Origin of the sequence: Moheibacter stercoris (assembly GCF_040545805.1) — a bacterium.
Classification (GTDB): Bacteria; Bacteroidota; Bacteroidia; order Flavobacteriales; family Weeksellaceae; genus Moheibacter; species Moheibacter stercoris.
On record NZ_JBEPMO010000017.1, the window covers coordinates 1 to 23,845 of the forward strand.

Below are 23,845 nucleotides of genomic sequence, written 5' to 3' on the forward strand. Positions count from 1 at the left end.
TAAAACAAAAAACAGTAGCAACTTAATAGCTACTACTGTTTAATTTATGTATTTTTAATCACTGAAAATCTGTATCTATTTTTCAGGACTAGTCATTTCTGAATTTTTATTTGATGAACAAATTGATGAGTAGCATTCAATATAATGAGATGATAGATGCCAGAAGGCAAATGGTTAAGTTCAGCAACTGAATTAGTTTGATGTTTTAGAATTAATTTACCTTCTTGATCAAATAAATTCCAATATTGCTTAGGTTGTAAATTTTTGATATGCAAAATGTTTCGAGCAGGATTTGGATAAACTTTATGCATTTGTTCTTCCAAATTTGAAACATTCAAAACCGCTTCTAGTTGAATTTCGTGAGAATCTTCAATTCCACAGTTAGATGCTGATAATCGGATTGTATAAGTTCCATTTGTTGCATATTGATGAATCGGATTTTCTTCAGTAGATGTAGCTCCATCACCAAAATCCCATAAGAATTCAGTCGCATAGTTAGATTGATTTTGAAATTGATATTCCCCTGAATTTTCTGTTTCATTATAGGTGAATTCAGCTTTTGGATCATACTTTCCGACATTCCAAAACTCCATATTATTAAATACAACCTCTTTCACTGCATTTTTTAATTGAACCGCAACTTCTGGACTTAAACCACTTTCAAAAGGTATTTGAATCGGATTTTTTCCAAATAAAATCGTATAAAAAGTTGCAGCTGCAGCATAGGAACCAGCCAAGGAAGGATGGCTATTGTCTGAGGTGTACAATTCAATGTTAGGGTAATTTTCTCTAATATAGCGCCAAACCCAAGATACAGGTGAAAGTAAAGCTTCATTTTCATCAGCCATAAATCGATATCGCTCTTGCAAAAGATTATCCATTCCTTCATAGGAACAAACGGGTGGCCAATTGGGACAATTTTGCGCATCGCCATTTTTTCTTCCCCAAGTCGCATAAAAAATGGTTTCGGTACATGAATTTGCTCCTAGAATTGTTTCGTTCAAAGCTTCTGCATAAGGATAAACGTTTGTTTCTACGAAATTGTCAGATAAAGACGGATATTGGCTTTGGTCTTGCAAAACAACATAATCCCAATTGCCTTGATTGATTTTGGATAGGGTAGTAGCGTTGCTGGAATGTTGCTTTAAGGTATATCCGCTTGGTGTGTTACTATCATAAATCAAGTCATCTCCAGTGGAATTGGCCATTTGATCGATTAGCAATGGAAGATTATTGGAAGCGGTGTAGCTGTTGCCAATAAACAAGACCTTTTTCGTTTGTTGCCCAAATGAATATACCATTCCCAACCATCCTAAAATTATCAATACGTAAAATTTCTTCATCGCTTTCATTTTTTAAAATTGGTTGGAATTTTCTCAAATTTAGGATAAAATTCATTCAATCTTTTGGTTTAAAAACGAAAATCCCTGATCAGTTCAGGGATTTTTCTTTTTTGGAATTCTTTTTCTTTTTGGGTTTGATTTTCCCATTCAATCGAGTTTTAGTTTCCTCTACGAAACTATTGTAATAAGAATCCGTTAAATGCAATTGAAAATCCTTCAACGCTTTTTTTGCCAATTTGAATTCGCGTTGAACTTCCAACAACCAAATCTTTTTCTTCAAGATTTCAATTTTAGAAATTCCTTTGATCGTCATTGCGAAATCAATTAATCGATGCGCTTCGTTAAAATCCTCATTCAAAATCAAGGTTTCGATGTAGTACGGATAAACGTCCAAAGCGTGTAAATTAATCGAAATGGCTTCCGAAAAATACTCTTTCGCTGTTTCGTAATCCATCAATTGCTCCGAATAAATTCTTCCCAAAAGGCATAATGCCAAAGTGTTTTGGTTGTTGGCCGACAAAGCATATTCCAAGGATTCGATCGTTTCCAAAAGGTTGAACGGATAATTGTCCAATGCTTTGAATAAATGTTTATCTAATGTTTTCATTTTCTTTTTAGTTTTTTCTGATTTACTTGAATTGATGGAGATTAATCTTCCAAATTCTTCCCTACATCACGTTTTAATTTTTGTCGTTCCGATTTGAAATTCTTCTCGGTTTTCTGTTTTTTGAAATCCGAACCTTTGAAAATTCGCGTCGGATTTCCGCGCTGAACTTCGGTTTGATTTTGCCATTCCGTTTGGATTTGGTTTTGAATCGATTTCAAATTTTCTTCGTTCAATTTTTCCAACAATCGTTCGGTTGCCAATTTTTTGTTTTGGTGCTGCGAACGGCTATCCATCGTCACCACAGCAAGTCCCGAAGGTTTGTGAATCGCCCGAACTGCCGTATTGACTTTGTTTACATTTTGTCCGCCCGCACCTGAACTGCGCATCGCTTGGTACTCAAAATCTTTTTCGTTGAACATCACGGGTTGGAAAGATTCCAATTCAAAAATTCCAATGAACCAATTCTTGCGTTTGTGCAACTTTCGAAATTGACTCTGACCAATCCATTGAATCGTTCCTTTCCAGGAATCCACAAATTCTTGCAGATTTTTCCCTTCCAGCATTACAGTCGCTGACAGTACCGTTCCGTTGATATTTCCAACTTCCCTATGAATCATCGTCGGATTCAATCCCAATTGATTGGCTTCGTCCAACAAGATTTTCAACACCTGAGCAACAACCCAAGTACATTCTTCTGGTCCGCGACCTGCGGTTATTTGTAGTATTCGTTTTGACATAATTTATTTTTTTATTTAACTCGAGGGAAATTTAATCCTCCTTCGGTGGACAAGAGTTTAAAGTTTAAAGTTCAATGTTTAAAGTGTGATTCTCCTGCGACGAAAAAACGTTTCTAATTCCTAAATCAAAAATCTGAAATCCTAAATCTGAAATCAAAAATCTAAAATCGTAAATCGTAAATCGTACATCGTCCTTCGTCCTTCGTAACTCCCAATCACTTATCCATTCTCACCACTTTTGGCGTAAAAGTTCCAATTACACGAACCAAATCTTCTTGGCATTTCATCACCTTGTGGATGTTTTTATAGGCCATTGGCGCTTCGTCTGAATTTCCACCGATTAAGCTTACTCCGTGCATTTTCAATTCTTGTTTGATTTCGGATTTGGTGAATTTTGCTTTGGCTTTGGCACGAGAAAACTTTCTTCCAGCGCCGTGAGAAGCCGAATTCAAACTTGCTTCATTTCCCAAACCTTCCACAATAAATCCCGGAGCGGTCATCGATCCTGGAATGATTCCCAAAATGCCTTTTCCCGCAGGAGTTGCACCTTTTCTGTGAACAATCACTTCTTTTCCTTGGTGAATTTCTTTCCAAGCAAAATTGTGGTGGTTTTCAATGTTCAACACAATTCTATGTCCCAAAGCTTTGGAAATTCTTCGGTGAATATCATCGTGACAAGCTTTGGCATATTCTCCTGCTAAATTCATCGCGCGCCAATATTCCTGTCCGTCGTGCGTATCCAAATTCAACCAAGCCAAATGCTGTACTTGTTTTGGTAAAGGCGTTTGTTTGGAAGCCAAAGTCGTATAATGTTTCGCGATGTTGGCGCCCAAACCACGAGATCCGCTATGCGACAAAACCGCAAGGTATTTTCCCGCTTCGATTTTCCAATCTTTACGCGCTTCCATTAATTCCACAACTCCAAATTCCACAAAATGGTTTCCGCCACCCGAAGTTCCCAATTGCGCATAAGCTTTGTCCAATAAAGACTTCACCAAGGGGATTTCTTGAAATTCAGACCAACTGAAAACTTCGTGATCTGCTTTGACTTTATGCACTTCACGCATTCCAAATTTGGTATGATCTTTCAAGATGTTTTCCAATTTTTCGATTTTGCCATTCATAAATTCCGCAGGTAAATCAAAAACGGAAAGGCTCATTCGACAGCCGATATCTACACCAACCCCATACGGAATTACCGCATTTTCAGTTGCCAAAACGCCTCCAATCGGTAATCCATAACCAAAATGCGCATCGGGCATCAAAGCACCCGCTACCGAAATCGGTAATTTCAAGGCATCGTACAATTGAAATTTGGATGCTTCGTCGATTTCATTTTCCCCAAATAGGGTAAAGGGCGCTCGCGTTGAATTGAGTTCGTGTCGTTTTATTTCAACTGGATTAATCAAACTTTCGGCTAATTTCCCCCAAGTTCCATCGCCTTGATAATTTTCAGGATTCGCCAAAACCAATTTGGCTTCGTTTAAAATTCGTTCTTTTTTCTCTTTTTTTCTATATCGATTGATTTGCCCAAGGGCAATATTGATCTTATTCGTTTTGGGAAAGCCGATTTTGATAAAGTCTTTCCCGGAAATTTTATTTCCCATTGTTTTTCATTTGATGATTCACGAAATGTCCATTGAACAGGATTTCGTTTGGTTTAGGTTTCACCTAATTTCCATCAGAATTCGGGATTTTTAAAAAGATAATTCATAAAAAAAGCCCGAATTTTCATCTTCGGGCTTTCCATTATTTTGAATTTTTTGAATCAAGAATAGAAGAAAACACGAAGAAAGTCCTCACCATTTTTAGGTGATTTCTCTTGCTGATTGATGCTTAAATTGAACATACGCTTTCTTCGTTTTTTTGAGTTAATTATTTGTTTTCGGCTGCAAATATCTAAAAATTAAATTTTTAAATGCAAATCTTTTTTTGAATTTAGAATTATTCTTGATGAATTTGAGAATTTTTTCAATGTATAAAATATGATTAATTATTTAATCAATCTTCTGGACATTCGTTAATTCTAGTTTTTGAATGAATTCTGCTTTGGCATTTCTATAAAAATATTTAGATATGAAAAATGCCCATAAAAATATGAATAGAATTCCAAAATTCACTCGCCAATCAAATTTTGATTCTTGAACAAAAGTGAGGTAGTTAAAAATGAAAACAGCAATAAAAAATACGGATATATTCCAAATTTTGGCAAATCGAGATATACCAATTGAAAATTCTACTAGAAATTTATTTTCAGTTTCTTTTTTGAAATTACCTTTAATTGAAATCATTTTTTGAGGTGGAAAAAAGGAATTTAACCTTAAATGAAAGGATGAATTCTCTATTTTTCCTATAAAACTTTTACCATTAAATACTTTTGGTGTGAATAACCAAATAGGAGTAGAATCACCTGTTTGTTTTTCAAGTTTTAATTTAAAGTTTTCAGTATTTGCTTCGGCTCTATAGTTCATAGTTTTAAAAAAAAGCCTTGTCAAGATTTTGAATCCTCGACAAGGCATATAAAATTATTTGATCTGAACTCTAATTCCTTCAGAATGTGCACTCAATTCTGGTGCATACATATTTTGCAAACTCGTAATTCCGTTGGAGAAATTTCCGGCATTGTTGGCGCGAACATCGTATTCGAAAACATAGACACCTTTTGGCATATAATCGATGAAGAAATTCGTTGCCGCATCACGAGTCGATTCGTAATAACCCAATCTTCCTTGGCGTTTGTAGGTCGAAATCACGTTGGTTGGCTCAAATCCGCTGGCACGCATATCTTTGATATGGATGAATTCCATTTCGCGGTCGGTTTGAATTTCCAAACGAACGGTTACCAAATCTCCAATTTGAATCGGAGTGGATTCGGTGATTTTGGTCAAAACAGGTCCGTTAGCTGAATTCTTTTTCAAGAACAATTCTTTGCGGAATTTTACTCCTGTATGTGCCGTGGTTATCTTGTCTAAATCTTCAAAATATTGCCAATAAAGTGCTCCCCAAGCAACACCTGGAGAAGTTTTTTGCACATTGACTTCTGCCATTTCGGGTTTGATTTCTTCTTTGTTCCAAGAAGTTTTTACATAACCAGAACCCGTCATCCTGAGCTTGTCGAAGGATAAATTAGAATTACCGATTTTCACCGAAATTCCTTCTTCGGCATTCATCCAATCTTTCCCTGTGCTCATCAAAGCAAATACAGCTTCGGTTGTGGCTTTGGTCGATTCCAATTGATTGGTTTGACGGTTTTTCAACAACCAAACTTTCATACTTTCGACTGCTTCAACATCAGTTGTGATTTCATCAAAAGCTTCAATTAATAATGCTTGGGTTTCAATTGGAGCTTGGTACCAATACCATCCGGCAACGTTGGATTTCCAATACATTCCCATTTCGTCGGATTCAATCGAATGATCTTTCACTGAAGTCAAGATTTTTTGGGCTTTTGCCTTCTGGTCAAATCGGTTGTAAATCATCGCCATCATCGCTTGGGTTTGCAAAGACTCATCAAATTTCGATTGGTCAAATTTCTTCAAGAAATAATTTTTGATGTCATTTCCTTTGGCATCCAACGGATATTTTTCCAAGAAATAAGAACGCGCATACAAATACTGAATTCCGCTGTAGTACGAAGGTTCATAGTCTTTGTTTTTCAAATAACGATCGTATTCTTTTTTCATTTCGTTGTCGATGAATCGAATGGCGCCATCCAAAATTGAATTCAAATTCACATCCAATTTTTCTTCTGGATGGATGCCCATTGCTTTCAAATGACCCAATCCCGAAACGATGTGCGTAGTGATGTATCGACTTTCATCGCCGCCTTCAAACCAAGGGAAACCACCGTTGGACGATTGTTTGTTTTTCAATTTGTTGTAGGCCGATTGTAATTCGTTTTGCATTCTGTTTAAGTCAAACAAAACCGCAATTCGTTTCATTTGTTCTTCTTCATTTTCGGCATCGCGCACCCAAGGCGTTTCTTCCAATAACAAAGCTTTCAATTCTTCGTTCTGTTCCAATTTCGATTTCAATTCGCCTTTGGCATTCCAATCATCAAAAACCGTTTTGATTTTCGGATTGGAATTGATGATATGCTGTGAAATCAAGTTTCCATACATTCTGGAGAAAACTTGTTCGGAACACTCGTAGGGATATTCGCGCAAATACGGCAAAGAGAATACTGCATACCAAATCGGATTGGTCGTCATTTCAAAGGTCAATTTGAAATTGTCCAAGGATTTCGACGTATTGTTTTTCAATTTGTCCAACCTAAAGGTTTTGTTTTGTCCTTCACGAACGTGAATCGGTAAAGTTTCGGTTACCATCATACGATTGGTCAAAATTGGTAAAACCGATTCTTCACCATCTGAAAAATCACCAGCCGAAGCCACCACGCGGTACACAATCGCTTGGTGCGTTTTTGGTATGTTCAAGGTCCAAGAAACTTCGTCCGATTTTCCTTTTTCTACATTGATGTTTTTCGTCGCATTAGTATTGCCAAATTCGACATCAACGGGTTGCATTGTGAAGGCATCAAACAAAAGTAATTTGGCTTGACCGCTTAAAGCTTTGTCCGATAAATTGGTGACTTTGGACGAAAAGGTAATTTGATCTCCTTCGCGTAAAAATCTCGGCGGATTGGGAACCACCATCAAATCTTTTTGGGTTTGAACTGTGGTTTCGAAATATCCCGTGCGCATATCTGGCGTATGAGCCGTTGTCATCAATTTCCAAGAAGTCAAACTTTCTGGTGTCGTGAATTGGATTTTGAAATTTCCGTTTTCATCGGTGCGTATGTTCGGATAGAAAAAAGCTGTTTCTTGTAAAGCTTTTCGGGCTTGGACGTTGTTTAATTTTTCTTCAAATGAAGTTTGTTCTGCATTTGGAGAATTTGGATCCAAGTTAGAAATCATATTTGCAATGGAATCCGCACTTTTTTCTCTCATTTGTATACCTGCAACTCTTCCATTTAATGCATCATCTACGGTAATTTCTTCTGCACTAGCAACAGCACTAGCTACAGGTGCAGCAGCTTCCATTCGTATTCCTCCTATTATAACTTCATCAAAATAACCATAATTTCCATTGATATATCGATCCCAATGAAACCCGAACCAGTTAAAATCAGTGAAAACCAATTCATTTTGCGGATAGTAATAGGTATTTCGGTCATAAGACAATTGGTTGAAACCAATCAGTCCAAAACTTTGGTAAGAATTCCAAACGGTAAAGCGTGTTCCATTGTTGGAACGGAACATCGGGAAGCTATTGGATTGTGAACGGAATTGATCCAATGAAGCATCGTACATCGTCGCCAAAACTTCCGACATAAATTTCTCTTTTCCTTGTCCGCTTACGGTCAATTCCCAAGTTTCATTTTGTCCCGGAAGTAATTTATTTCGGATGGTTCCGGCAGTAATTTTCAAAGATTTGTCTTCGTGAGGCACATTTACAGTGAGTTGACCTTGTTGGGCCGTATTGAATTTCGAGAAGAAATAATTCACATAGACATTTCCTTTGTAGCTTTCCTCAATCGGGAAAGAGAAGGATTTTGTGGAATTATTCAACTGGATTTTCTCCGTTTTGATGATTTTTCCATTGGCTTCCAATTGTACCAAAACTTCGGAGTTTTCGGTAGCCGATGAAAATTTCAACGTCGCTTTGTCGCCCGGTTTGTATTCGTTTTTATCCAAACTCGCAGCAAAGATTTCTTTGTCAATCGGTTGTTCTTTGTTGGTTTTGTACAAATACACCAATTTCTCGGAAGGAATCGAATCTTTCCCATCTACAATCCAAGCTTTCAAAAGATAATAACCTTCTTTCCAGTTTTTCGGTTCTATTTTCACCGATTTTTCTTTGGACGTATCAAACGAAGCATTCAAGACAGGCGATTCTTTTGCCCAATTTTCCTTTTGGTTTTCTTTGCCATAAGGTTCGTTTGGAAAATAGGAAATGAATTCTTCTTTGGAATACAAATTATAATCGGTCTCACGTAAAGGAGAATTTCGTAAAATTCGTTCAGGCGGATTGATTTTCGTCAAGGTAATTTGACCTTTTGCTTCCGAAAATTGTCCGTTTAAATTTCGTGTATCAACTGGAATTTCCTCCAATTTGGCTAAATCAATATTTTGTGCCAATGGAATGTCCAAGGTATAACGCAAATCGCCTACTGTAATCGATTGTTGAGAAGAACGAGTTTCACCATTCAAATCGGTAACATCGGCTTCAATTCGATACGTATAGGTACGAGCATTTTCAGCTGAACTTCCTCTTCGCATTGGATTTTGTTCGTCGGGAGCAGGTTTTGCTGGGAATTTTACGACAAATTTCCCGTCGGCATCTGTTGTGGTTTCGCCGTGGATGATTTCTTCTGCCGGTTCGTTTCCAGGAAAATAACCACGTTTCCACCAAGGCCAATACGGATAAATCTTTTGACGGTACACGCGATACGTAACTTTGGTATTGTCGATGTTTGCACCCGAATAAGCCGTAGCCGTTCCTTTGGCAGTAACTTCTTCTTCCAATTTGAAAATGTCTTTTACATCGTCAAATTTCACCTCAAATCGCGGACGTTTGTATTCCTCCACACTGAAATAATGGGAATTGGCGTAATAATTATTGTTCACTCCATCAATCGAAGTTTGCAAACGATAATTTCCAGTCAATCCAGAATTCGGCAAAATGAATTCACCCGAAACCGAACCAAATTCATTGGAAGTCAACTGCAATTCCGATACTTTTTGGGAATTCACATCGTAAAGACTTACCGTAACTTTTTTATGGGTCAAGACTTTTCGGTCTTCTTTTGCATTTTCTTCGTAGCTAATCGCTTTGAAATAAATGGTTTGACCTGGACGATAAATGGATCGGTCCGAAAATATTTTCGTGCTGTATGTGGTTTCTTTTTTAGCAGGCTCATTTTGGCGGTACACATAGGTCGAATAACGCACCGATTCACCTTTTACTGCAAATTCTAAATTTCGATAATTATTGTTGGAATTTCCAATTTTACCCATCCCAAATTCATTGGTTGTAATTGTTTCCACTTTTTCAACATTCATTCGATTTTTAATTTGAAAAACATCTACCGCAACTTTCGGAACGGGTTTTCCCGAAATTCGTTCGGTTACCAAAAATTCAGATTCGCGAAAGGTGATGGCATAATTCGAAACATTCAAATATTGAAACATTATGGTCGAATTTTCCTTTCCAACTTGGAAATCGGGATCATTGGAAACCAACACCAAATAACGACCTTCTGGCAAAGGATCTAATTTGGCAACGGTCGAATATTCCTTATAATCATCAAAAGATTTCAAGTTTAGGTCAAATTCTTTTTCAGTTGGAAATGCCTTTAAAATCGCGTTGAAAGCTGCTTGTTTGTTTTTATCAGATGCATAGTTAAATTCATAAACCAAATCTTTTTCCAAAGTTTTGAAGCGAAGTATTTTAAAATGCAATTGATTCAAATTTTTATGCGAAACCACAAAAGGCGTATTGACATTAGTTGGAATGAATTTCTCAATGGAAATGTTGAATGTTTTGGCCAAAATTTCTTTTTCCAAAGATTTTACATTTTCTATAACTAAGGATTTCGGAAATCTTACCTGGATGGATTTCAAAGTAGCCAAAGCTTCTTCTGTGTGGATTTTATAGGTTTTAGAATCGATATCGGGTGTATTGTATCGCTTGTTCAATTGAAGTTGCGCCAATTCAAACAATACATTAGCTGTATATTCTGCATTTGGGAATTTTTTGGAAAGGCTTTCAATTTGCGCGTAAAATTCAGGTGAATTTCGATCAAGTGTTCCCAAATTGTACAATTCCATTTGGTTGTACAAATAAGCGTTTTGGTTATTGGCTTTGGTATGAAATGCAATTAAATCTTGGTAGATTTTCAGCATTTCTTCACGCTTTTCATCGGATTCTTTTTGGTTGTAATTCGATCCATAAAAATAGCTATCTTCTGTTTGAAGGAATTGAATGTATCGATGTCCCAAAAGGTCATACAGAGTAGGACGTAAATTCTGGGTTTCCTTTACTGAATTCAACAAATAAGACCAATTTTCGATGGATTCATTTTGCAATTCTTGCGGATTTTCTAAAGAAGCACGATATAATTCCAAAGACTTTTTCTGGAAATTACTTTCCGTCCAAAAACGAAAATCAGCACCTGTACTTTCTGCTGTTTCCGTTCGATCGTTGATTTCCCATTGGTGAACCTGATAATAATTGAAATACAATTCCGCCAAAAGCGAATTTAAAATTGCTTTGTTCACAACTTTGGCATTGGCAATTTCCTTTTCGAAATTTTGCACAATGTTCAGATGAGTTTCTTCTTCATCTTCTGCTGTTTGCAGTAAAATTTTGGACTGATACAACAAAGATTTTACGATTTGTTGGGTGTTTTTATCTTTTTTGGCTTGGTCAAATATCTCATTGACAAGACTTAAATTGCTTTTTTGCAGACCATCGGACTCTGCCTTTTCGATGGTTTTCCACTTGGATTCATAATTAATTTTTTTCTGAGCCATTGACAAAGAGAAGGTTAAGGTGAATAATAGAAAAAATAATTTTTTCATAAAAAGGTTTTTCAATAGTAGATGCAAATTACAATAAAAAGGTTGGATTGGAATGAAGTTTCAGGTTTAAAGTTTATTCCTCCTTCGGCGGACAGGTGTTCATAGTTTTAGAGAAAAGACAATAGACAATAGACAATAGACAATAGACAATAGATTGTTTTATAAACTTTAAAGATTCTTAATGCCTTAATGTTTAAAAAATTCTACAATCTAAAATCTCAAATCAGAAATTTATAAAACCACAAAGTTCTATAATCTTGATACTTACTACTCAGTACTTAATACTATTTCTTGTTTTTCTCCTCAATCCATAAACTCATGTATTTCAATGCATTATGATTAGTTTGTTGAAGAGTTTTTCCTAGAATATTTTGTTGTCGATGCTTTTCTAAATTTGCTTGTAGAAACTGAATTTGTTCTTCCATATTGGAATAAAACGTTTCCTTTTGAAATTTTTCATTGTGAATTTTCACGCCTAATTCTTGTGATTTTGTCCAAAGAATTTCGTCGGAATACAATTCAATTGTTTTTTGAACAAATTCCTCCAAATCATCGGATTTAATTCCTGGAATTTCTTGGTCAAACATACCTTCTGCACCAATCGAATTGGTCGCAATCGGTGTTCCGACTTGCATCGCATCGATGAATTTACCTTTTTGTCCCGCACCAAATGGGAGAGGAGCCAATAAAATTCGGGCTTGAGCAATTACTTCCTTGGCATTTTCCGCTTTTCCGTGAACCAAAAATCCTTCTTTTTCATTGTGTAAATCCCAGACTTTCTGTGTCGGATAAGCTCCGTAAATATGCAATTTGGCAATTGGAAGTTCTTTTCGAATTCTTGGCCAAATCTCCTTTTTGAGTTTCAAAACCGTTTGCCAATTGGGTTCGTGCAAAAAGTTTCCGATGAATATAAAATCTTTACGGTCTTGATAAGAAATGAAATTCGCAGTGGAAATTTCCTCTTCCAAAAAAGGAATATATTGAAACAAAGTTTTTGAAAGATTGAATTGGTTCGTCAACAAATCAATTTCCGCTTCTGAAATCATCCAATTTAAATCGCATCGCAACAAAGAAGCAATTTCCCGATAGGTTGTTTCATTGTACAAATCAACTTCTTCTGATTTTTTGAATGCTTTTTCTCGTGCGGCTCTTAAAAAATGCAAATCTTCTGTATCGAGAATCTGCAAAGCATTCGGACAAACTTCTCGTACGCGCCATCCAAATTGTTCTTCCGAAACAAAACGATCATACACCACAATGTCGGGTTGCAATTCTTGGATGAAATCGTTGAAGGATGAAGAATTGAGTTCGATGGGGAATTCGGTAACAAGGTTTTGAGATTGCTTCGTCGTCCCTCCTCGCAATGACGTAAAGGAAGTTCCTCCTCCCAATGACAAGGAGTCGGTTTTTCGCAATGACAAAGAAGTGGTTCCACCTCGCAATGTACTGAAATCAAAACTCGATTCGGATTTGGCAGCTGCTGAACTGAAAATCACTTGATCACCACGATTTAGAAAGAATTCTACTAATTGAATAATTCGTTTTCCGGCAGCAGAAGAAGTAGGTTCTGGCCAAACCAAACCAATAAACAAGACTTTGTTTTGTTTCATCGGGTAAATATCCGAAATTTGCAGTTGAATCAAAATAGGTTAAACTTCGTGAACCTTGTCAAGGTTGTCTCACATCAAAATTTTTAACCTTGACAGGGTTTTTTAATTGCAAGAAAATGTTAGGATTAAAATTAGCGACCGACCCAAGATGGGCCAATATAGCGGAACAAAATTTAGAAGAAATTTTAACCGATCACGCTTGGTGCGAACAAAAAGCCGCCTCCAATGCGATTTATTTGATCATCAACAATGCGGAATTACCTGATTTGGTTTCGACAATGAGCGAAATTGCCATCGAAGAAATGCAACATTTCAAAATGGTGCACGATATTATTTTGGAACGTGGCTACGAATTTGGTCGTGAGCGCAAAGACGATTATGTCAATCAATTGGTGAAATTCTGTAAGAAAAATGCGACTCGCGAAGAAGCCTTCATCGATCGATTGTTGTTTGCTGCAATGATTGAAGCCAGAAGTTGCGAGCGTTTTCGTGTTTTGTCAACCAACATTAAAGATGAAAAATTAGCCAAATTCTACCACGAATTGATGGTTTCCGAAGCCAATCATTATACGGTTTTCTTAGGTTTTGCGCGTAAATACGCAGGCGAAATTGATGTAGAAAAACGTTGGAAGGAATGGTTGGATTTTGAAGGCGAATTGATTAAAAGTTACGGCACAAAAGAAACCATTCACGGCTAAATCAATTCAGAAAACTTTAGGATTTTTAATCTGTTAATTAACATTTACTCGGACGTATATTGTCGTTTTCGGTACTTAATTTTGAGCAAAATTAAGCGAAAATGTGGGATAGGATTCGAGAGAAATTGACCATTTTGGCCGATGCTGCCAAGTATGACGTTTCTTGTTCATCAAGCGGAAGCAATCGTAAAAACACCAACAAAGGTTTGGGGGATACGGGAAATGGGATTTGTCATACCTACACAGAGGATGGTCGATGTGTGTCTTTGCTCAAAATCTTGTTGACCAATTTCTGCATTTACGATTGTGCCTATTGTGTTTCTCGTCGTTCCAATGATGTTCAGCGTGCTGCGTTTACGGTGGATGAAGTCGTGGAATTGACAATCGAATTTTACCGACGCAACTACATTGAAGGTTTGTTTCTAAGTTCCGGAATTTTCAAAAATGCTGATTTCACGATGGAACGAATGGTGAAAGTGGCGAAGAAACTTCGTTTGGAACATAATTTCAATGGATACATTCATTTGAAATCGATTCCGGGAGCATCTGAGGAATTGTTATACGAAGCAGGTTTGTACGCCGATCGTTTGAGTATCAATTTGGAAATGCCAACCGAAATGGGCTTGAAATTGGTTGCACCTGAAAAATCCCACAAAGAAGTTCAGGAAGGATTGGGTATTGTAAAGGATAAATTGATTCAATTCAAAAACGAACGAAAAATCATCAAATCCACGCCAAAATTTGTTCCTGCTGGACAAAGTACGCAGATGGTTGTTGGCGCAACACCCGAATCCGACAAGGAAATTATGTATACAGCCGATGCCTATTACAAAAATTTCAATCTGAAACGGGTTTATTATTCGGGTTATATTCCGGTTCGGGATGATGCCAATATGCCGATGATGGGGTCGCAACCACCTTTGATGCGTGAAAATCGTTTGTATCAAACCGATTGGTTGTTGCGTTTTTATGGATTTGAAATTCAGGAAATCTTGAACGATACGCATCCGAATTTGGATACACAAGTCGATCCGAAATTGAGTTGGGCGCTTCGAAATCCGCATTTTTTTCCGGTGGATATCAATACGGCTGATTACGAAATGATTTTGCGAATTCCGGGCGTAGGAGTGAAGTCCGCCAAGAAAATTATTCAAGCAAGACGATTTGGACGAATTCATATTTATCAATTGAAAAAATTGGGAATTGCGTACAATCGAGCGAAATATTTTTTGGTTTGTAACGACTCTCCAATTCCATCAAAAGATCTGGAAACCAATCAGATAAAGCATCTTATTTTAAGTGAAAGTCAATCCAAATATTTGAAGACAGATCCTCAACAATTGAATCTTTTTGCGGTATGATTTTGTACAAATTTGACGGAAGTTTCACGGGTTTATTGTGTTGTGTGTTTGAATCATTTTCGGCCAAAGAACATCAGGTTCAAGTAGTTTCGGAACGGTTTTATCAGCCTTCCATATTTCTTCCGACCAAAGAAATTCATTCTGAGGAAGAAAAAGCGGATCGCGTTTGGAAAGCCTTTGTAGAAAAGGTGAATCCGGAAGATAAATCGAAATTCTATTCGTCTTATTTATCGGAAAAGCCCGATATCTTTCAGCATTTGTTTCATCTGGCGCGAAAAGTTTTCATTCACGGAGGAAAATATGCCAAGAATTTCGCTGATCCCGATGTTTTGGCGATTTCGCAAATGGCCAAATCGGTAAGTAGAGAAAGACATCGTATGAAAGCCTTCATTCGCTTTAAAAAAGCCGCAGATGGATTGTTTTATGCAATCATTTCGCCTGATTTTAATGTGATTCCTTTGATTCAAAAACATTTCAAAGATCGATATGCTGACCAAACTTGGTTGATTTATGATGAACGTCGCAAGTATGGAATTTTCTATGATTTGAATTCGGTTCAGTCGGTTACCTTGACGTTCAATGAATTCAAAACTTCGGTCGATACACAACTTCCTGCTTTGCAATTGAACGATGAAAAAGAGGAATTGTATGATTTATTGTGGAAGGATTATTTCAAAACGACGAATATTCAAGAACGGAAAAATACGAAACTTCATTTACAGCACGTTCCGAAACGGTATTGGCGTTATTTAAATGAAAAATAGCCTTGTACTAATTTCATTTTAAATCTTAAATTTGCGGGAATTCGAAATTCGTTATTCGAAATTCGCAAAACAAATTAGAAATGAAATTAGACAACATTGTAAAGGAAAGAAGCGGCGGAGTATGTGAAATCAGCGGCGAAACAGGTAATCTTAATTTTTACGAAGTTCAACCTACTTCTGGAAACGAGCCCGAAAGAACCATTTTGGTATCCGATAAAGTTTTGGCTCAAATCGAAAAAAGAGAAGAACCCGATGCGGGATATTGGGAAAGAATTTTGCCAACTTCTATGTGGAGCGAAGTTCCAGGTGTACAAGTGGTTTCTTGGCGTATGTTGAATCGTTTTCGAAATGAATCTTGGGCAGCAGATGCTTTGGATATGATGTATATGGAAGATGAAATGTTGGAATGGGCGAAGGCTTCTGGCGATCATATGGGCGATGGTTCGGTTCAATTGCACAAAGATTCCAATGGGAATATTCTTCAAAACGGTGATACGGTGACCTTAATCAAGGATTTGGATGTGAAAGGATCTTCTTTGACAGCAAAAATCGGTACGGCGGTTCGTAACATTCGTTTGGTGCACGATAATGTGGAACAAATCGAAGGGAAAGTAGAAGGTCAGTCGATTGTGATTTTGACGAAGTTTGTGAAGAAGTAATATTGAAATTGGATATACGATATAAGATATTCGTTTAGGTTGGTTTAAATGATCTATTTAAAACAATAATTAACTTCTGATAAAGGTCTTGTTATTCGTAATTTGACCTTTTTTTTATTCAATTTTAATAGCTGAATTGATTATACAAAAAAAAGAAGCCCACTAGATAGAACTTCTTCTTGAAAATTGGGTTTGCATGAAAAACCCCTAGTATATAATAAAACACATGAGATGACTAACTAATTGTTTTATTTTGGTTATCATTAATCTACATTATTTGATATTTCAGGAACTGAAGCAAGCATTTATCCCAAGAACTGAAACGTGTCTATTTACTATCTCCTTCATTTTCACTTCTGTTATTTCTGCTACTACTACATTTCAATAACCCTAATTCTTCCCTAAACCGTTCTAGGTTACTGCTTGCTTCAAAGCTTAGTTTTTAACTAATAACTTTCATTCCTGATTCCTAACCAACTATATTTTTTAAATTTTTAACTTTCATTTTACTACCAGCTTCTTTTCAATTTCGAATAACATTTATTAAATCAAATTCTATTTTAAAAAGATTTAGAATTTTTAATTTATGATTGGAAATAAAAACTTCTTCTGGTTAAATTTGATATTTCCTAGGAAAATCTCAAAAAACAAATTTGATTACTTTAAAATCCGTTTTTCAAATTTTATTTCGCAAATGTATTCTCAAAATCAAGTAGTTACCAAACTTTTTCCTCCCATATAAAGGCATATGGTAGGTATGTGGTAGGTTGTGGTAAATGATTTATAACTTGTTGAACCATACATAGATGTCTTCTTCTGACGGTATATTCAGCTTTTTGCGAATTCTATTCTTTCTATTTTGAATTGCCTTAGGGGTCACATACATGATATTGGCAATATCCTTTGTGGAAAATTTTAATTTTAAATAGGCACAAAAAGTAATCTCAGATGCGACCAAATTAGGTTCAATTTTCAATAATTTATCTATAAATTCTTTATGAATCTCTGAAAATCTTGCTGGAAATTCTTTAGGATTGTTTTGCGCAATGTCCAAAAGGTCTACTTCATGATCCTTTTCAAGTTTTAATTGTAGATTTTTTACTTCGATATCTTTGGTAAGTATAATCTCCTTGTTTCTTTTTGCTTTTCGTTTATGCTTTAAACTTCTATAACCTAAAAAAGCTAGACAGACTATTAAAATTAGAAAAGCAATCATCATAACAGTGAATATTTTTTGTGTTTTTCTCTGTTGATTTATAATTTCAGTTTCCATCGACACTATTTCACTGAATAAGTCAGATCTTAAGTCATTTCTTATACTATCATTTACTTCAATATACTTTTTCAAATAAAAGCTTTGTTCTTTGTATAAATTCTGTTGAGCGTAATTATCAGATATCAGTTGGTAAGCTTCTAAAATTTCCAAACCTCGGTTTTGTTCTTTTGCCAATCTCAATGCGGATTTCGCTTTGATTTGAGCCTTATCGAAATTCCCCTTTTGGTACTCCAATTCGGCATCTTGTAGGCTTGTTAAAAATAAATATCTTGAATTGGTTTCTATTGCAATTTTACTAGCTAACTGGTTAAAATAGGTCGCCGAATCTAAATTATTTTCACGTTTTAAATAGTACCTTGCCAGATTCACATAAGGTAGAATGAATTCTTTGGAATCTTTGATTTTCTTTTGATAGGAAATTGCTTTTAATGAATAATATTTAGTACTATCGTCCTCGACATTTATTCCCAAAAGTGAATAAGCTTTTAATTCTTTGTGGTTGCGTAAATTTTCATCTTCTATATAAGAACTCAGTTTAAGAAATTGGAGAAATTCATCTTTAGATTTTTCTTTGAACCCAATCCACAATAGGATTTTTCCTTTTAATTCTGTGAACTTAAGGTAAAGTTGATCATTTTTTTCAAGTGTTGAATTGTTGGTTTGGGTAATGTTATTTAAAAACTCCAAACCTTCACCATATTTTCCCATACCATAATGGGCATACGCTAATTCATATTGGCTTTCAACTAATCCAATTGGATAGGATTTTTTTAAAGATAATTGATAGGCTTTTAATGCAAATTCAACGCTTTTGGAATAATTGTATTTGTAATTTTCCTCAGCAGCTTTTACAGTAAGTTGGTCAATCTCCAGAATTCGATTTTGCGCGTTTCCAAAATTCACAATCAATAGGAATAATAGAATAAATCGAATTTTGAGTTTATTCGGGAAATTGACTAACTGCATATTTTTATTTAAGATTTCCAATTGAAAACATTTCTAACTGTTTGTCAGGCAGTAAAATTGCAAAAATCTTTCTAAAAAATTTCTATTTAATTTTTAAATATTTTTTTCCATGATGTAATCATCCATCACATAGCCATTCCCAATGTCAAAAACTCCTTCTTCAATAATCTGAAACCCCAATTGTTTGTAAAATTCAATGGAGTCTGTATTGTATTTGTTGACATTTAAGTAGATTGCAAAATAGTTTTTTTCTTGGGCTAATTCAATCGCATGTTGGATAAGCTCTTTCCCTAAACCTTTTCCGCGTACATCTGAATGAAGATAAATTTTGGATAAATGTACTTTTTCGAATTCATATTTTAAACTCATAAATCCGACGGGTAAACTATTGTAAAATACCATTTCCCAAGAATAACCATCAGAAATTTCTTGATGAATTTTTTCGGTTGAATAAAACAAATCCAACATATAATCGATTTGTTCCTGAGAAAGGATTTTCCGATAATGTTCATTCCAAATTTCTTTGGCTAAATTTTGAACAATAGGGATGTCAGGTTTGGTAAGATTTTGTATTTGTATCAAAGTTGATTATTTTGTTGTGAACCAATTTCATTAATAGAATCAGTTGAAAACCTATTGTCTTCACTTTCCCATTTCCTTCTCAATCGTGTGTAGATAAAATACATAATTCCTCCCGAGATTCCAATAATTATAAATGTAATTAAGATTGGATTGCCTATGTTAAAAATTCCCATTTCGAATAATAGAGCATGAAAAATGGAAAATGCGAATTGAATGGTTGCATACCCCAACCCTCCAACAGCTGCCCATAACCATTTGTTTTTATCGTTCTGTTCTGCAATTCGATAATACATAAAGGCGAAAATGAATAAAACAAGCATAAAAATAGATTTAGGAACGAAAATACTTAAATAAAAATACTATTCAAATTAACCATTCTAATTTTCAATTCATATCATCATTCAATTGTCAAATTCATCCTTTATATTTGTTGAATAGATTAAAATTGGATTTAAAAATATAATTGAAAATAGCATCATGTATAGCCAAACATTTGAACAACATCTAGCCAATCAACTAGAAGATTTACAAAATCAAGGATTATTTAAACGTGAACGAATTATTGCTTCTGCGCAGGCAGCTGAAATAACGCTTGAAAACGGAAGTAAATTATTAAATTTTTGTGCCAATAATTATTTAGGTTTATCAGATAATCCCGAAATTATTGCTGCATCTCAAGCCATGTTGAACAATCGTGGGTACGGAATGTCATCAGTTCGATTTATTTGTGGAACGCAAGATATTCACAAAGAATTGGAAGCAAGAATTTCAAAATTTTTGGGAATGGAAGACACCATTTTATACGCTGCAGCTTTTGATGCAAATGGTGGTGTTTTTGAACCCTTATTTACAGAAGAAGATGCCATTATTTCAGACGAATTGAATCACGCTTCCATTATTGATGGTGTTCGTTTGTGTAAAGCTGCTCGTTACCGATACAGAAACAACAATATGGAAGATTTGGAAGCGCAATTAAAAGATGCTGCTTCGAAAAATCACCGTTTTACGATTATTGTAACCGATGGTGTTTTCTCCATGGATGGTATTGTAGCAAATCTTCAAGGAGTATGTGATTTAGCAGAAAAATATGGGGCATTGGTCATGGTGGATGATTCTCACGCAACAGGTTTCATTGGGAAAACAGGTCGCGGAACCCACGAACACAATGATGTAATGGGAAGAGTAGATATCATCACATCGACTTTAGGGAAAGCTTTAGGTGGAGCAATGGGAGGATTTACTTCAGGTAAAAAAGAAGTCATCGAAATGCTTCGTCAAAAATCTCGTCCCTATTTGTTTTCAAATTCTTTGGCGCCTGGAATCGTGGGTGCTGCGTTGAAAGTTTTTGATTTGTTGGAAGAAAATACTTCGTTGCGTGATAAAGTAATGGAAAATGCGGAATATTTCAGAACTCAAATGAAAGCCGCTGGTTTTGATATTCCAGATGGAGATGCGGCGATTGTCCCTGTTATGTTGTACGATGCCAAATTATCTCAACAAATGGCCGATCAATTATTGAATGAAGGAATTTATGTAATTGGATTCTTTTTCCCTGTGGTACCACGCGACAAAGCCCGTATCAGAGTACAATTGTCTGCAGCACATACCCGTGAACATTTGGATAAAGCCATTGCTGCATTTACCAAAGTTGGTAAAGAGCTTGGAGTGATTTCATAATTAGAACTAAATAATTTTAAAATAGTAGACCTTGTTAATTTTAATTGACAAGGTTTTTTTTTGAATTATATATTATATATATTCATTTAATGCAAAGACATAAAGGGATATTTAATGAATTTAAAAAACTTCTAAAAGATAATTTTGCTGAAAAATTAATCGCAAAAATTGAAGATGAAGATGAATTTTTAGAAATTCAAGGTTCGCCCTTTTGGTTAATGAAAGATACTAATGAATTGATAGTTGGATATGGTGTAAATCATACACATTTTAGTGATGATTTTAATAAATTAGATAATGGAATTAATTTAATAGCTGATTTATTAACCAACAGAATTAAAACAACAAATTATATAAAAGGAAACTATGTTTATAAATCAATAGTCGAAATAGAATTCCCAGATTCAACAACTAAAATATTAGGTAAATCAACTATTTTAATTCATCCTTTTTGGAGAAAAAAGAAGATTGAAACAACAATTGAAGAAAGCTTAATAGAAAAACATAAAATTCAAAATCAACTTAATTTAATAATGCAAATAAAATAAATAGATAAATCTAAATTTTCCTTTGCAATTTAGCTAAATAGGAATCTCCATCCTGGACAATTAATTCGATGTCAAGACCATTATTTTCAGCGGCATTTGCAAGCGTATCAAAATCCAAATACAGCCATTTGATGGGATCTTCTTGCTCGCCTTTATAATGTAAAATATAATCCAATTCGCCGTAATATTCATCGGCTGGAATGCAGTAACTACCATCTTCTTCCTCGTACATATAGAGAATGTCAGTTCCGTCGATTAAGATTTGTCCATTTGGATTCATCAAAGATTTTAAATGTTGAAGATAGGAATCAATTTTATCCAAAGTTTCAAAAATACCGGTTCCATTCATCAATAGCAATAAGGTATCATAGGTTTCACCTTTGTGTGTCAAAATAGATTCACAAGAAGATTTGGAAATTCCTCGTACTTGACAAATTTCAATGGCTTTTGGTGAAATATCGAGCGCAGTAACTTCGAGTTCACGCTGATCTTGAAGATACAAACTATGGGAACCAGCTCCAGCACCAATGTCTAAGACTTTGCCTTTGGACAATTCCAAAGCTTTCTTTTCCAAACTGTTCATTTCGTCAAATTCACGAAACAAATAGGCAACAGGCAGCTCATCTAGTTCAGAAATGGATGTTTCGGTCTGTAAATCTTCGGAATTATTTTTATGATAATAATCCCAAATTGCGTTTCCCATCAAGTCTTTCATTCGGTAAAAGTAATCGAAATCTAAATTTCAATTGAATTTATTGCTTCAATTTAAATAGATATTTGTTTCAATTTAAAAAAGATTGATATAGCAATAGTTGTAAGAGAATTGGTTATTTTTACGAATTATTCACTGTATAAAATAAGAATCATACCTATGATAAAAAATTGCAAATTCCTTTTCATTCTAACTCTTTTCTTATACTCAACTGTTTTTGCACAAAATATTTCGGAGACGAAAGTTGACCAATTAGTAGCCAAAACCTTGGAAACCTTTAATGTTCCAGGAGTTGCTGTCGGAATCGTAAAAGACGGAAAAGTCGTTTTGGCAAAAGGTTATGGAGTTTCAAACATCATGACGGGAGAGAAAGTGAATTCTTCGACTAATTTCGGTATCGCTTCAAATTCAAAAGCTTTTACCACAACGGCTATTGCCATGTTGGTCGATCAAGGAAAAATGAATTGGGACGATAAGGTTCAAAAGTATATTCCTGAATTCAAAATGTACAACGAATATGTTTCGAAGGAATTCACCGTTCGTGATTTGGTTACGCATAGAAGCGGATTAGGATTGGGTGCAGGTGATTTGATGGTTTGGCCCGATGGTCATGATTTTACGCCACAAGATGTCATTCAAAATATACATCATTTAAAACCTGTGTCTGATTTTCGTACCAAATATGATTATGATAATTTGTTGTACATCATCGCTGGTGTTGTAATAGAACGAGTTTCGGGAAAGTCTTGGACAGATTTCATCCAAGAAAATTTCTTAAATCCATTGGAAATGAATCGTACTGCTCCCAATTGGAATTTACTAAAAGATAAATCCAACGCCATTGTTCCGCATGTGCCAATTGATGGGAAATTAAAAGTAATAGACCGTTATACCAATCCTATTTTTGATGCTGCCGCTGGATTGTATTCCAACGTCGATGATTTGACAAAATGGGTTCAATTTCAATTGGATTTGGGGAAAACGAAGGAGGGCAAGCAATTGGTTTCAGAAAAGAGAATGAAAGAATTGACTCAACCACAAACCCTGATGCCTTATGCAACCAGACCACCTTACAATACGTTGTTTAGAGCCTATGGTTTAGGATTTCAACTTCAGGACATTGCTGGCAAATTGGAAGTTTCTCATACGGGTGGATTGGAAGGAATCGTGACGCAAATTGTGATGTATCCTCAATTAAATTTAGGAATCATTGTGTTGACCAATCAACAAGAAGGAGTAGCATTTATTTCGATTTCCAATACCATCAAAGATCATTATTTAGGATTGCCAGAAAAAGATTGGGTGAGCGAATTGCATGAATTGATTTCAAAATCAAAAGGAGAAGCTGATAAAATAACGGAAGAAGTTTGGAGTACGGTAGAATTAAGGAAAAATCACAGAGATAATCCTTCAACCAAAAAATTACAAGGTACCTATCGAGACAATTGGTTTGGTGAAATAACGATTTCAGAGAAAAATCGTCAATTAAGGTTTACGTCCAAACGTTCTAGTCAATTGCAAGGAGATATGTTTTATTACAAGGACAATACCTATGCTGTGAAATGGGACAATGCCTATTTACATGCAGATGCTTTTGTTTTTGTAGAAATGGAAGGAAATAAAATCATGGGTTTAAAAATGAAACCGATTTCTCCTTTGACCGATTTTAGCTATGATTTTCAAGATTTAGATTTTGAGAAAATCGATTAAGTTTTTGCTT

Annotated in this window: 18 protein-coding genes; 7 read left to right on the forward strand and 11 right to left on the reverse strand. The window is 35.3% G+C overall.

All coding sequences use genetic code 11. The features are described from left to right. Window positions 1–92: 92 nt before the first annotated feature. The 7 genes from ABID46_RS11250 to ABID46_RS11280 form a co-directional block, all read right to left on the reverse strand. Window positions 93–1,343: a PKD domain-containing protein gene (locus ABID46_RS11250; RefSeq protein WP_354510134.1), complete on the reverse strand. Its 1,251-nt coding sequence runs from the start codon at window positions 1,341–1,343 to the stop codon at window positions 93–95. 88 nt (window positions 1,344–1,431) lie between these two features. Then, window positions 1,432–1,950, reverse strand: a complete 519-nt coding sequence (locus ABID46_RS11255) for a tetratricopeptide repeat protein (RefSeq protein ID WP_354510135.1) — start codon at window positions 1,948–1,950, stop codon at window positions 1,432–1,434. 41 nt (window positions 1,951–1,991) lie between these two features. Next, the gene (gene prfH, locus ABID46_RS11260; protein WP_354510137.1) at window positions 1,992–2,687 is read right to left on the reverse strand and encodes a peptide chain release factor H; all 696 of its coding nucleotides are present in this window, start codon (window positions 2,685–2,687) and stop codon (window positions 1,992–1,994) included. A 215-nt stretch (window positions 2,688–2,902) separates the two neighbouring features. Further along, window positions 2,903–4,294 carry an RtcB family protein gene (locus ABID46_RS11265; protein ID WP_354510139.1) on the reverse strand — a complete coding sequence of 464 codons (1,392 nt, stop codon included), beginning with the start codon at window positions 4,292–4,294 and terminating at the stop codon, window positions 2,903–2,905. Window positions 4,295–4,684: 390 nt separating this feature from the next. Beyond that, window positions 4,685–5,158: a hypothetical protein gene (locus tag ABID46_RS11270; RefSeq protein WP_354510141.1), complete on the reverse strand. Its 474-nt coding sequence runs from the start codon at window positions 5,156–5,158 to the stop codon at window positions 4,685–4,687. Window positions 5,159–5,212: 54 nt separating this feature from the next. Beyond that, a complete protein-coding gene (locus tag ABID46_RS11275; protein ID WP_354510143.1) occupies window positions 5,213–11,272 on the reverse strand; it encodes an alpha-2-macroglobulin family protein in 6,060 nt (2,019 codons plus the stop codon). A 284-nt stretch (window positions 11,273–11,556) separates the two neighbouring features. Next, window positions 11,557–12,882, reverse strand: a complete 1,326-nt coding sequence (locus ABID46_RS11280) for a glycosyltransferase family 4 protein (RefSeq protein ID WP_354510145.1) — start codon at window positions 12,880–12,882, stop codon at window positions 11,557–11,559. A gap of 116 nt (window positions 12,883–12,998) precedes the next feature. On the opposite strand from ABID46_RS11280, the gene ABID46_RS11285 reads away from it, so the two are divergent. The 4 genes from ABID46_RS11285 to ABID46_RS11300 all read left to right on the forward strand — a co-directional run bounded on the left by ABID46_RS11285 (window position 12,999) and on the right by ABID46_RS11300 (window position 16,364). Next, window positions 12,999–13,580 (forward strand): MiaE family protein, encoded by a 582-nt coding sequence (locus tag ABID46_RS11285; protein ID WP_354510147.1) that lies wholly within the window; start codon window positions 12,999–13,001, stop codon window positions 13,578–13,580. A gap of 101 nt (window positions 13,581–13,681) precedes the next feature. After that, window positions 13,682–14,941, forward strand: coding sequence for a putative DNA modification/repair radical SAM protein (locus tag ABID46_RS11290; protein WP_354510149.1), 1,260 nt, complete (start codon window positions 13,682–13,684; stop codon window positions 14,939–14,941). After that, complete coding sequence (locus ABID46_RS11295; RefSeq protein WP_354510151.1) at window positions 14,938–15,705, forward strand: TIGR03915 family putative DNA repair protein; 768 nt, start codon at window positions 14,938–14,940, stop codon at window positions 15,703–15,705. The genes ABID46_RS11290 and ABID46_RS11295 overlap by 4 nt, the downstream gene beginning before the upstream one ends. 80 nt (window positions 15,706–15,785) lie before the next feature. Then, the gene (locus ABID46_RS11300) at window positions 15,786–16,364 is read left to right on the forward strand and encodes a PhnA domain-containing protein (RefSeq protein WP_354510153.1); all 579 of its coding nucleotides are present in this window, start codon (window positions 15,786–15,788) and stop codon (window positions 16,362–16,364) included. Between the two features lie 781 nt (window positions 16,365–17,145). Here ABID46_RS11300 and ABID46_RS11305 read toward each other — a convergent pair. The 3 genes from ABID46_RS11305 to ABID46_RS11315 form a co-directional block, all read right to left on the reverse strand. After that, window positions 17,146–18,606: a tetratricopeptide repeat protein gene (locus tag ABID46_RS11305; RefSeq protein ID WP_354510155.1), complete on the reverse strand. Its 1,461-nt coding sequence runs from the start codon at window positions 18,604–18,606 to the stop codon at window positions 17,146–17,148. A gap of 93 nt (window positions 18,607–18,699) precedes the next feature. Continuing rightward, a complete protein-coding gene (locus tag ABID46_RS11310; protein ID WP_354510157.1) occupies window positions 18,700–19,188 on the reverse strand; it encodes a GNAT family N-acetyltransferase in 489 nt (162 codons plus the stop codon). After that, a complete protein-coding gene (locus ABID46_RS11315; RefSeq protein WP_354510159.1) occupies window positions 19,185–19,508 on the reverse strand; it encodes a hypothetical protein in 324 nt (107 codons plus the stop codon). Before ABID46_RS11315 ends, ABID46_RS11310 begins: the two co-directional genes overlap by 4 nt. A gap of 157 nt (window positions 19,509–19,665) precedes the next feature. Here ABID46_RS11315 and kbl point away from each other — a divergent pair, with 157 nt between their 5' ends. Both kbl and ABID46_RS11325 read left to right on the forward strand, forming a co-directional pair. Further along, window positions 19,666–20,865, forward strand: a complete 1,200-nt coding sequence (kbl, locus tag ABID46_RS11320) for a glycine C-acetyltransferase (RefSeq protein ID WP_354510161.1) — start codon at window positions 19,666–19,668, stop codon at window positions 20,863–20,865. An 89-nt stretch (window positions 20,866–20,954) separates the two neighbouring features. After that, entirely contained in the window at window positions 20,955–21,413 is a 459-nt protein-coding gene (locus tag ABID46_RS11325; RefSeq protein WP_354510163.1) for a hypothetical protein, read from the forward strand. A 10-nt stretch (window positions 21,414–21,423) separates the two neighbouring features. Here the strand turns inward: ABID46_RS11325 and ABID46_RS11330 are convergent, their stop codons facing one another. Beyond that, entirely contained in the window at window positions 21,424–22,128 is a 705-nt protein-coding gene (locus ABID46_RS11330) for a class I SAM-dependent methyltransferase (RefSeq protein ID WP_354510165.1), read from the reverse strand. Window positions 22,129–22,284: 156 nt separating this feature from the next. On the opposite strand from ABID46_RS11330, the gene ABID46_RS11335 reads away from it, so the two are divergent. After that, complete coding sequence (locus tag ABID46_RS11335) at window positions 22,285–23,835, forward strand: serine hydrolase (protein ID WP_354510167.1); 1,551 nt, start codon at window positions 22,285–22,287, stop codon at window positions 23,833–23,835. The last annotated feature ends 10 nt before the right edge of the window (window positions 23,836–23,845 follow it).

Excerpts from the sequence above, each read along its gene's own strand:
- ABID46_RS11250 (WP_354510134.1), bottom strand. The coding sequence starts at position 1,343 with ATGAAGAAATTTTACGTATTGATAATTTTAGGATGGTTGGGAATGGTA.
- ABID46_RS11255 (WP_354510135.1), bottom strand. The coding sequence starts at position 1,950 with ATGAAAACATTAGATAAACATTTATTCAAAGCATTGGACAATTATCCG.
- prfH (WP_354510137.1), bottom strand. The coding sequence starts at position 2,687 with ATGTCAAAACGAATACTACAAATAACCGCAGGTCGCGGACCAGAAGAA.
- ABID46_RS11265 (WP_354510139.1), bottom strand. The coding sequence starts at position 4,294 with ATGGGAAATAAAATTTCCGGGAAAGACTTTATCAAAATCGGCTTTCCC.
- ABID46_RS11270 (WP_354510141.1), bottom strand. The coding sequence starts at position 5,158 with ATGAACTATAGAGCCGAAGCAAATACTGAAAACTTTAAATTAAAACTT.
- ABID46_RS11275 (WP_354510143.1), bottom strand. The coding sequence starts at position 11,272 with ATGAAAAAATTATTTTTTCTATTATTCACCTTAACCTTCTCTTTGTCA.
- ABID46_RS11280 (WP_354510145.1), bottom strand. The coding sequence starts at position 12,882 with ATGAAACAAAACAAAGTCTTGTTTATTGGTTTGGTTTGGCCAGAACCT.
- ABID46_RS11285 (WP_354510147.1), top strand. The coding sequence starts at position 12,999 with ATGTTAGGATTAAAATTAGCGACCGACCCAAGATGGGCCAATATAGCG.
- ABID46_RS11290 (WP_354510149.1), top strand. The coding sequence starts at position 13,682 with ATGTGGGATAGGATTCGAGAGAAATTGACCATTTTGGCCGATGCTGCC.
- ABID46_RS11295 (WP_354510151.1), top strand. The coding sequence starts at position 14,938 with ATGATTTTGTACAAATTTGACGGAAGTTTCACGGGTTTATTGTGTTGT.
- ABID46_RS11300 (WP_354510153.1), top strand. The coding sequence starts at position 15,786 with ATGAAATTAGACAACATTGTAAAGGAAAGAAGCGGCGGAGTATGTGAA.
- ABID46_RS11305 (WP_354510155.1), bottom strand. The coding sequence starts at position 18,606 with ATGCAGTTAGTCAATTTCCCGAATAAACTCAAAATTCGATTTATTCTA.
- ABID46_RS11315 (WP_354510159.1), bottom strand. The coding sequence starts at position 19,508 with ATGCTTGTTTTATTCATTTTCGCCTTTATGTATTATCGAATTGCAGAA.
- kbl (WP_354510161.1), top strand. The coding sequence starts at position 19,666 with ATGTATAGCCAAACATTTGAACAACATCTAGCCAATCAACTAGAAGAT.
- ABID46_RS11325 (WP_354510163.1), top strand. The coding sequence starts at position 20,955 with ATGCAAAGACATAAAGGGATATTTAATGAATTTAAAAAACTTCTAAAA.
- ABID46_RS11330 (WP_354510165.1), bottom strand. The coding sequence starts at position 22,128 with ATGAAAGACTTGATGGGAAACGCAATTTGGGATTATTATCATAAAAAT.
- ABID46_RS11335 (WP_354510167.1), top strand. The coding sequence starts at position 22,285 with ATGATAAAAAATTGCAAATTCCTTTTCATTCTAACTCTTTTCTTATAC.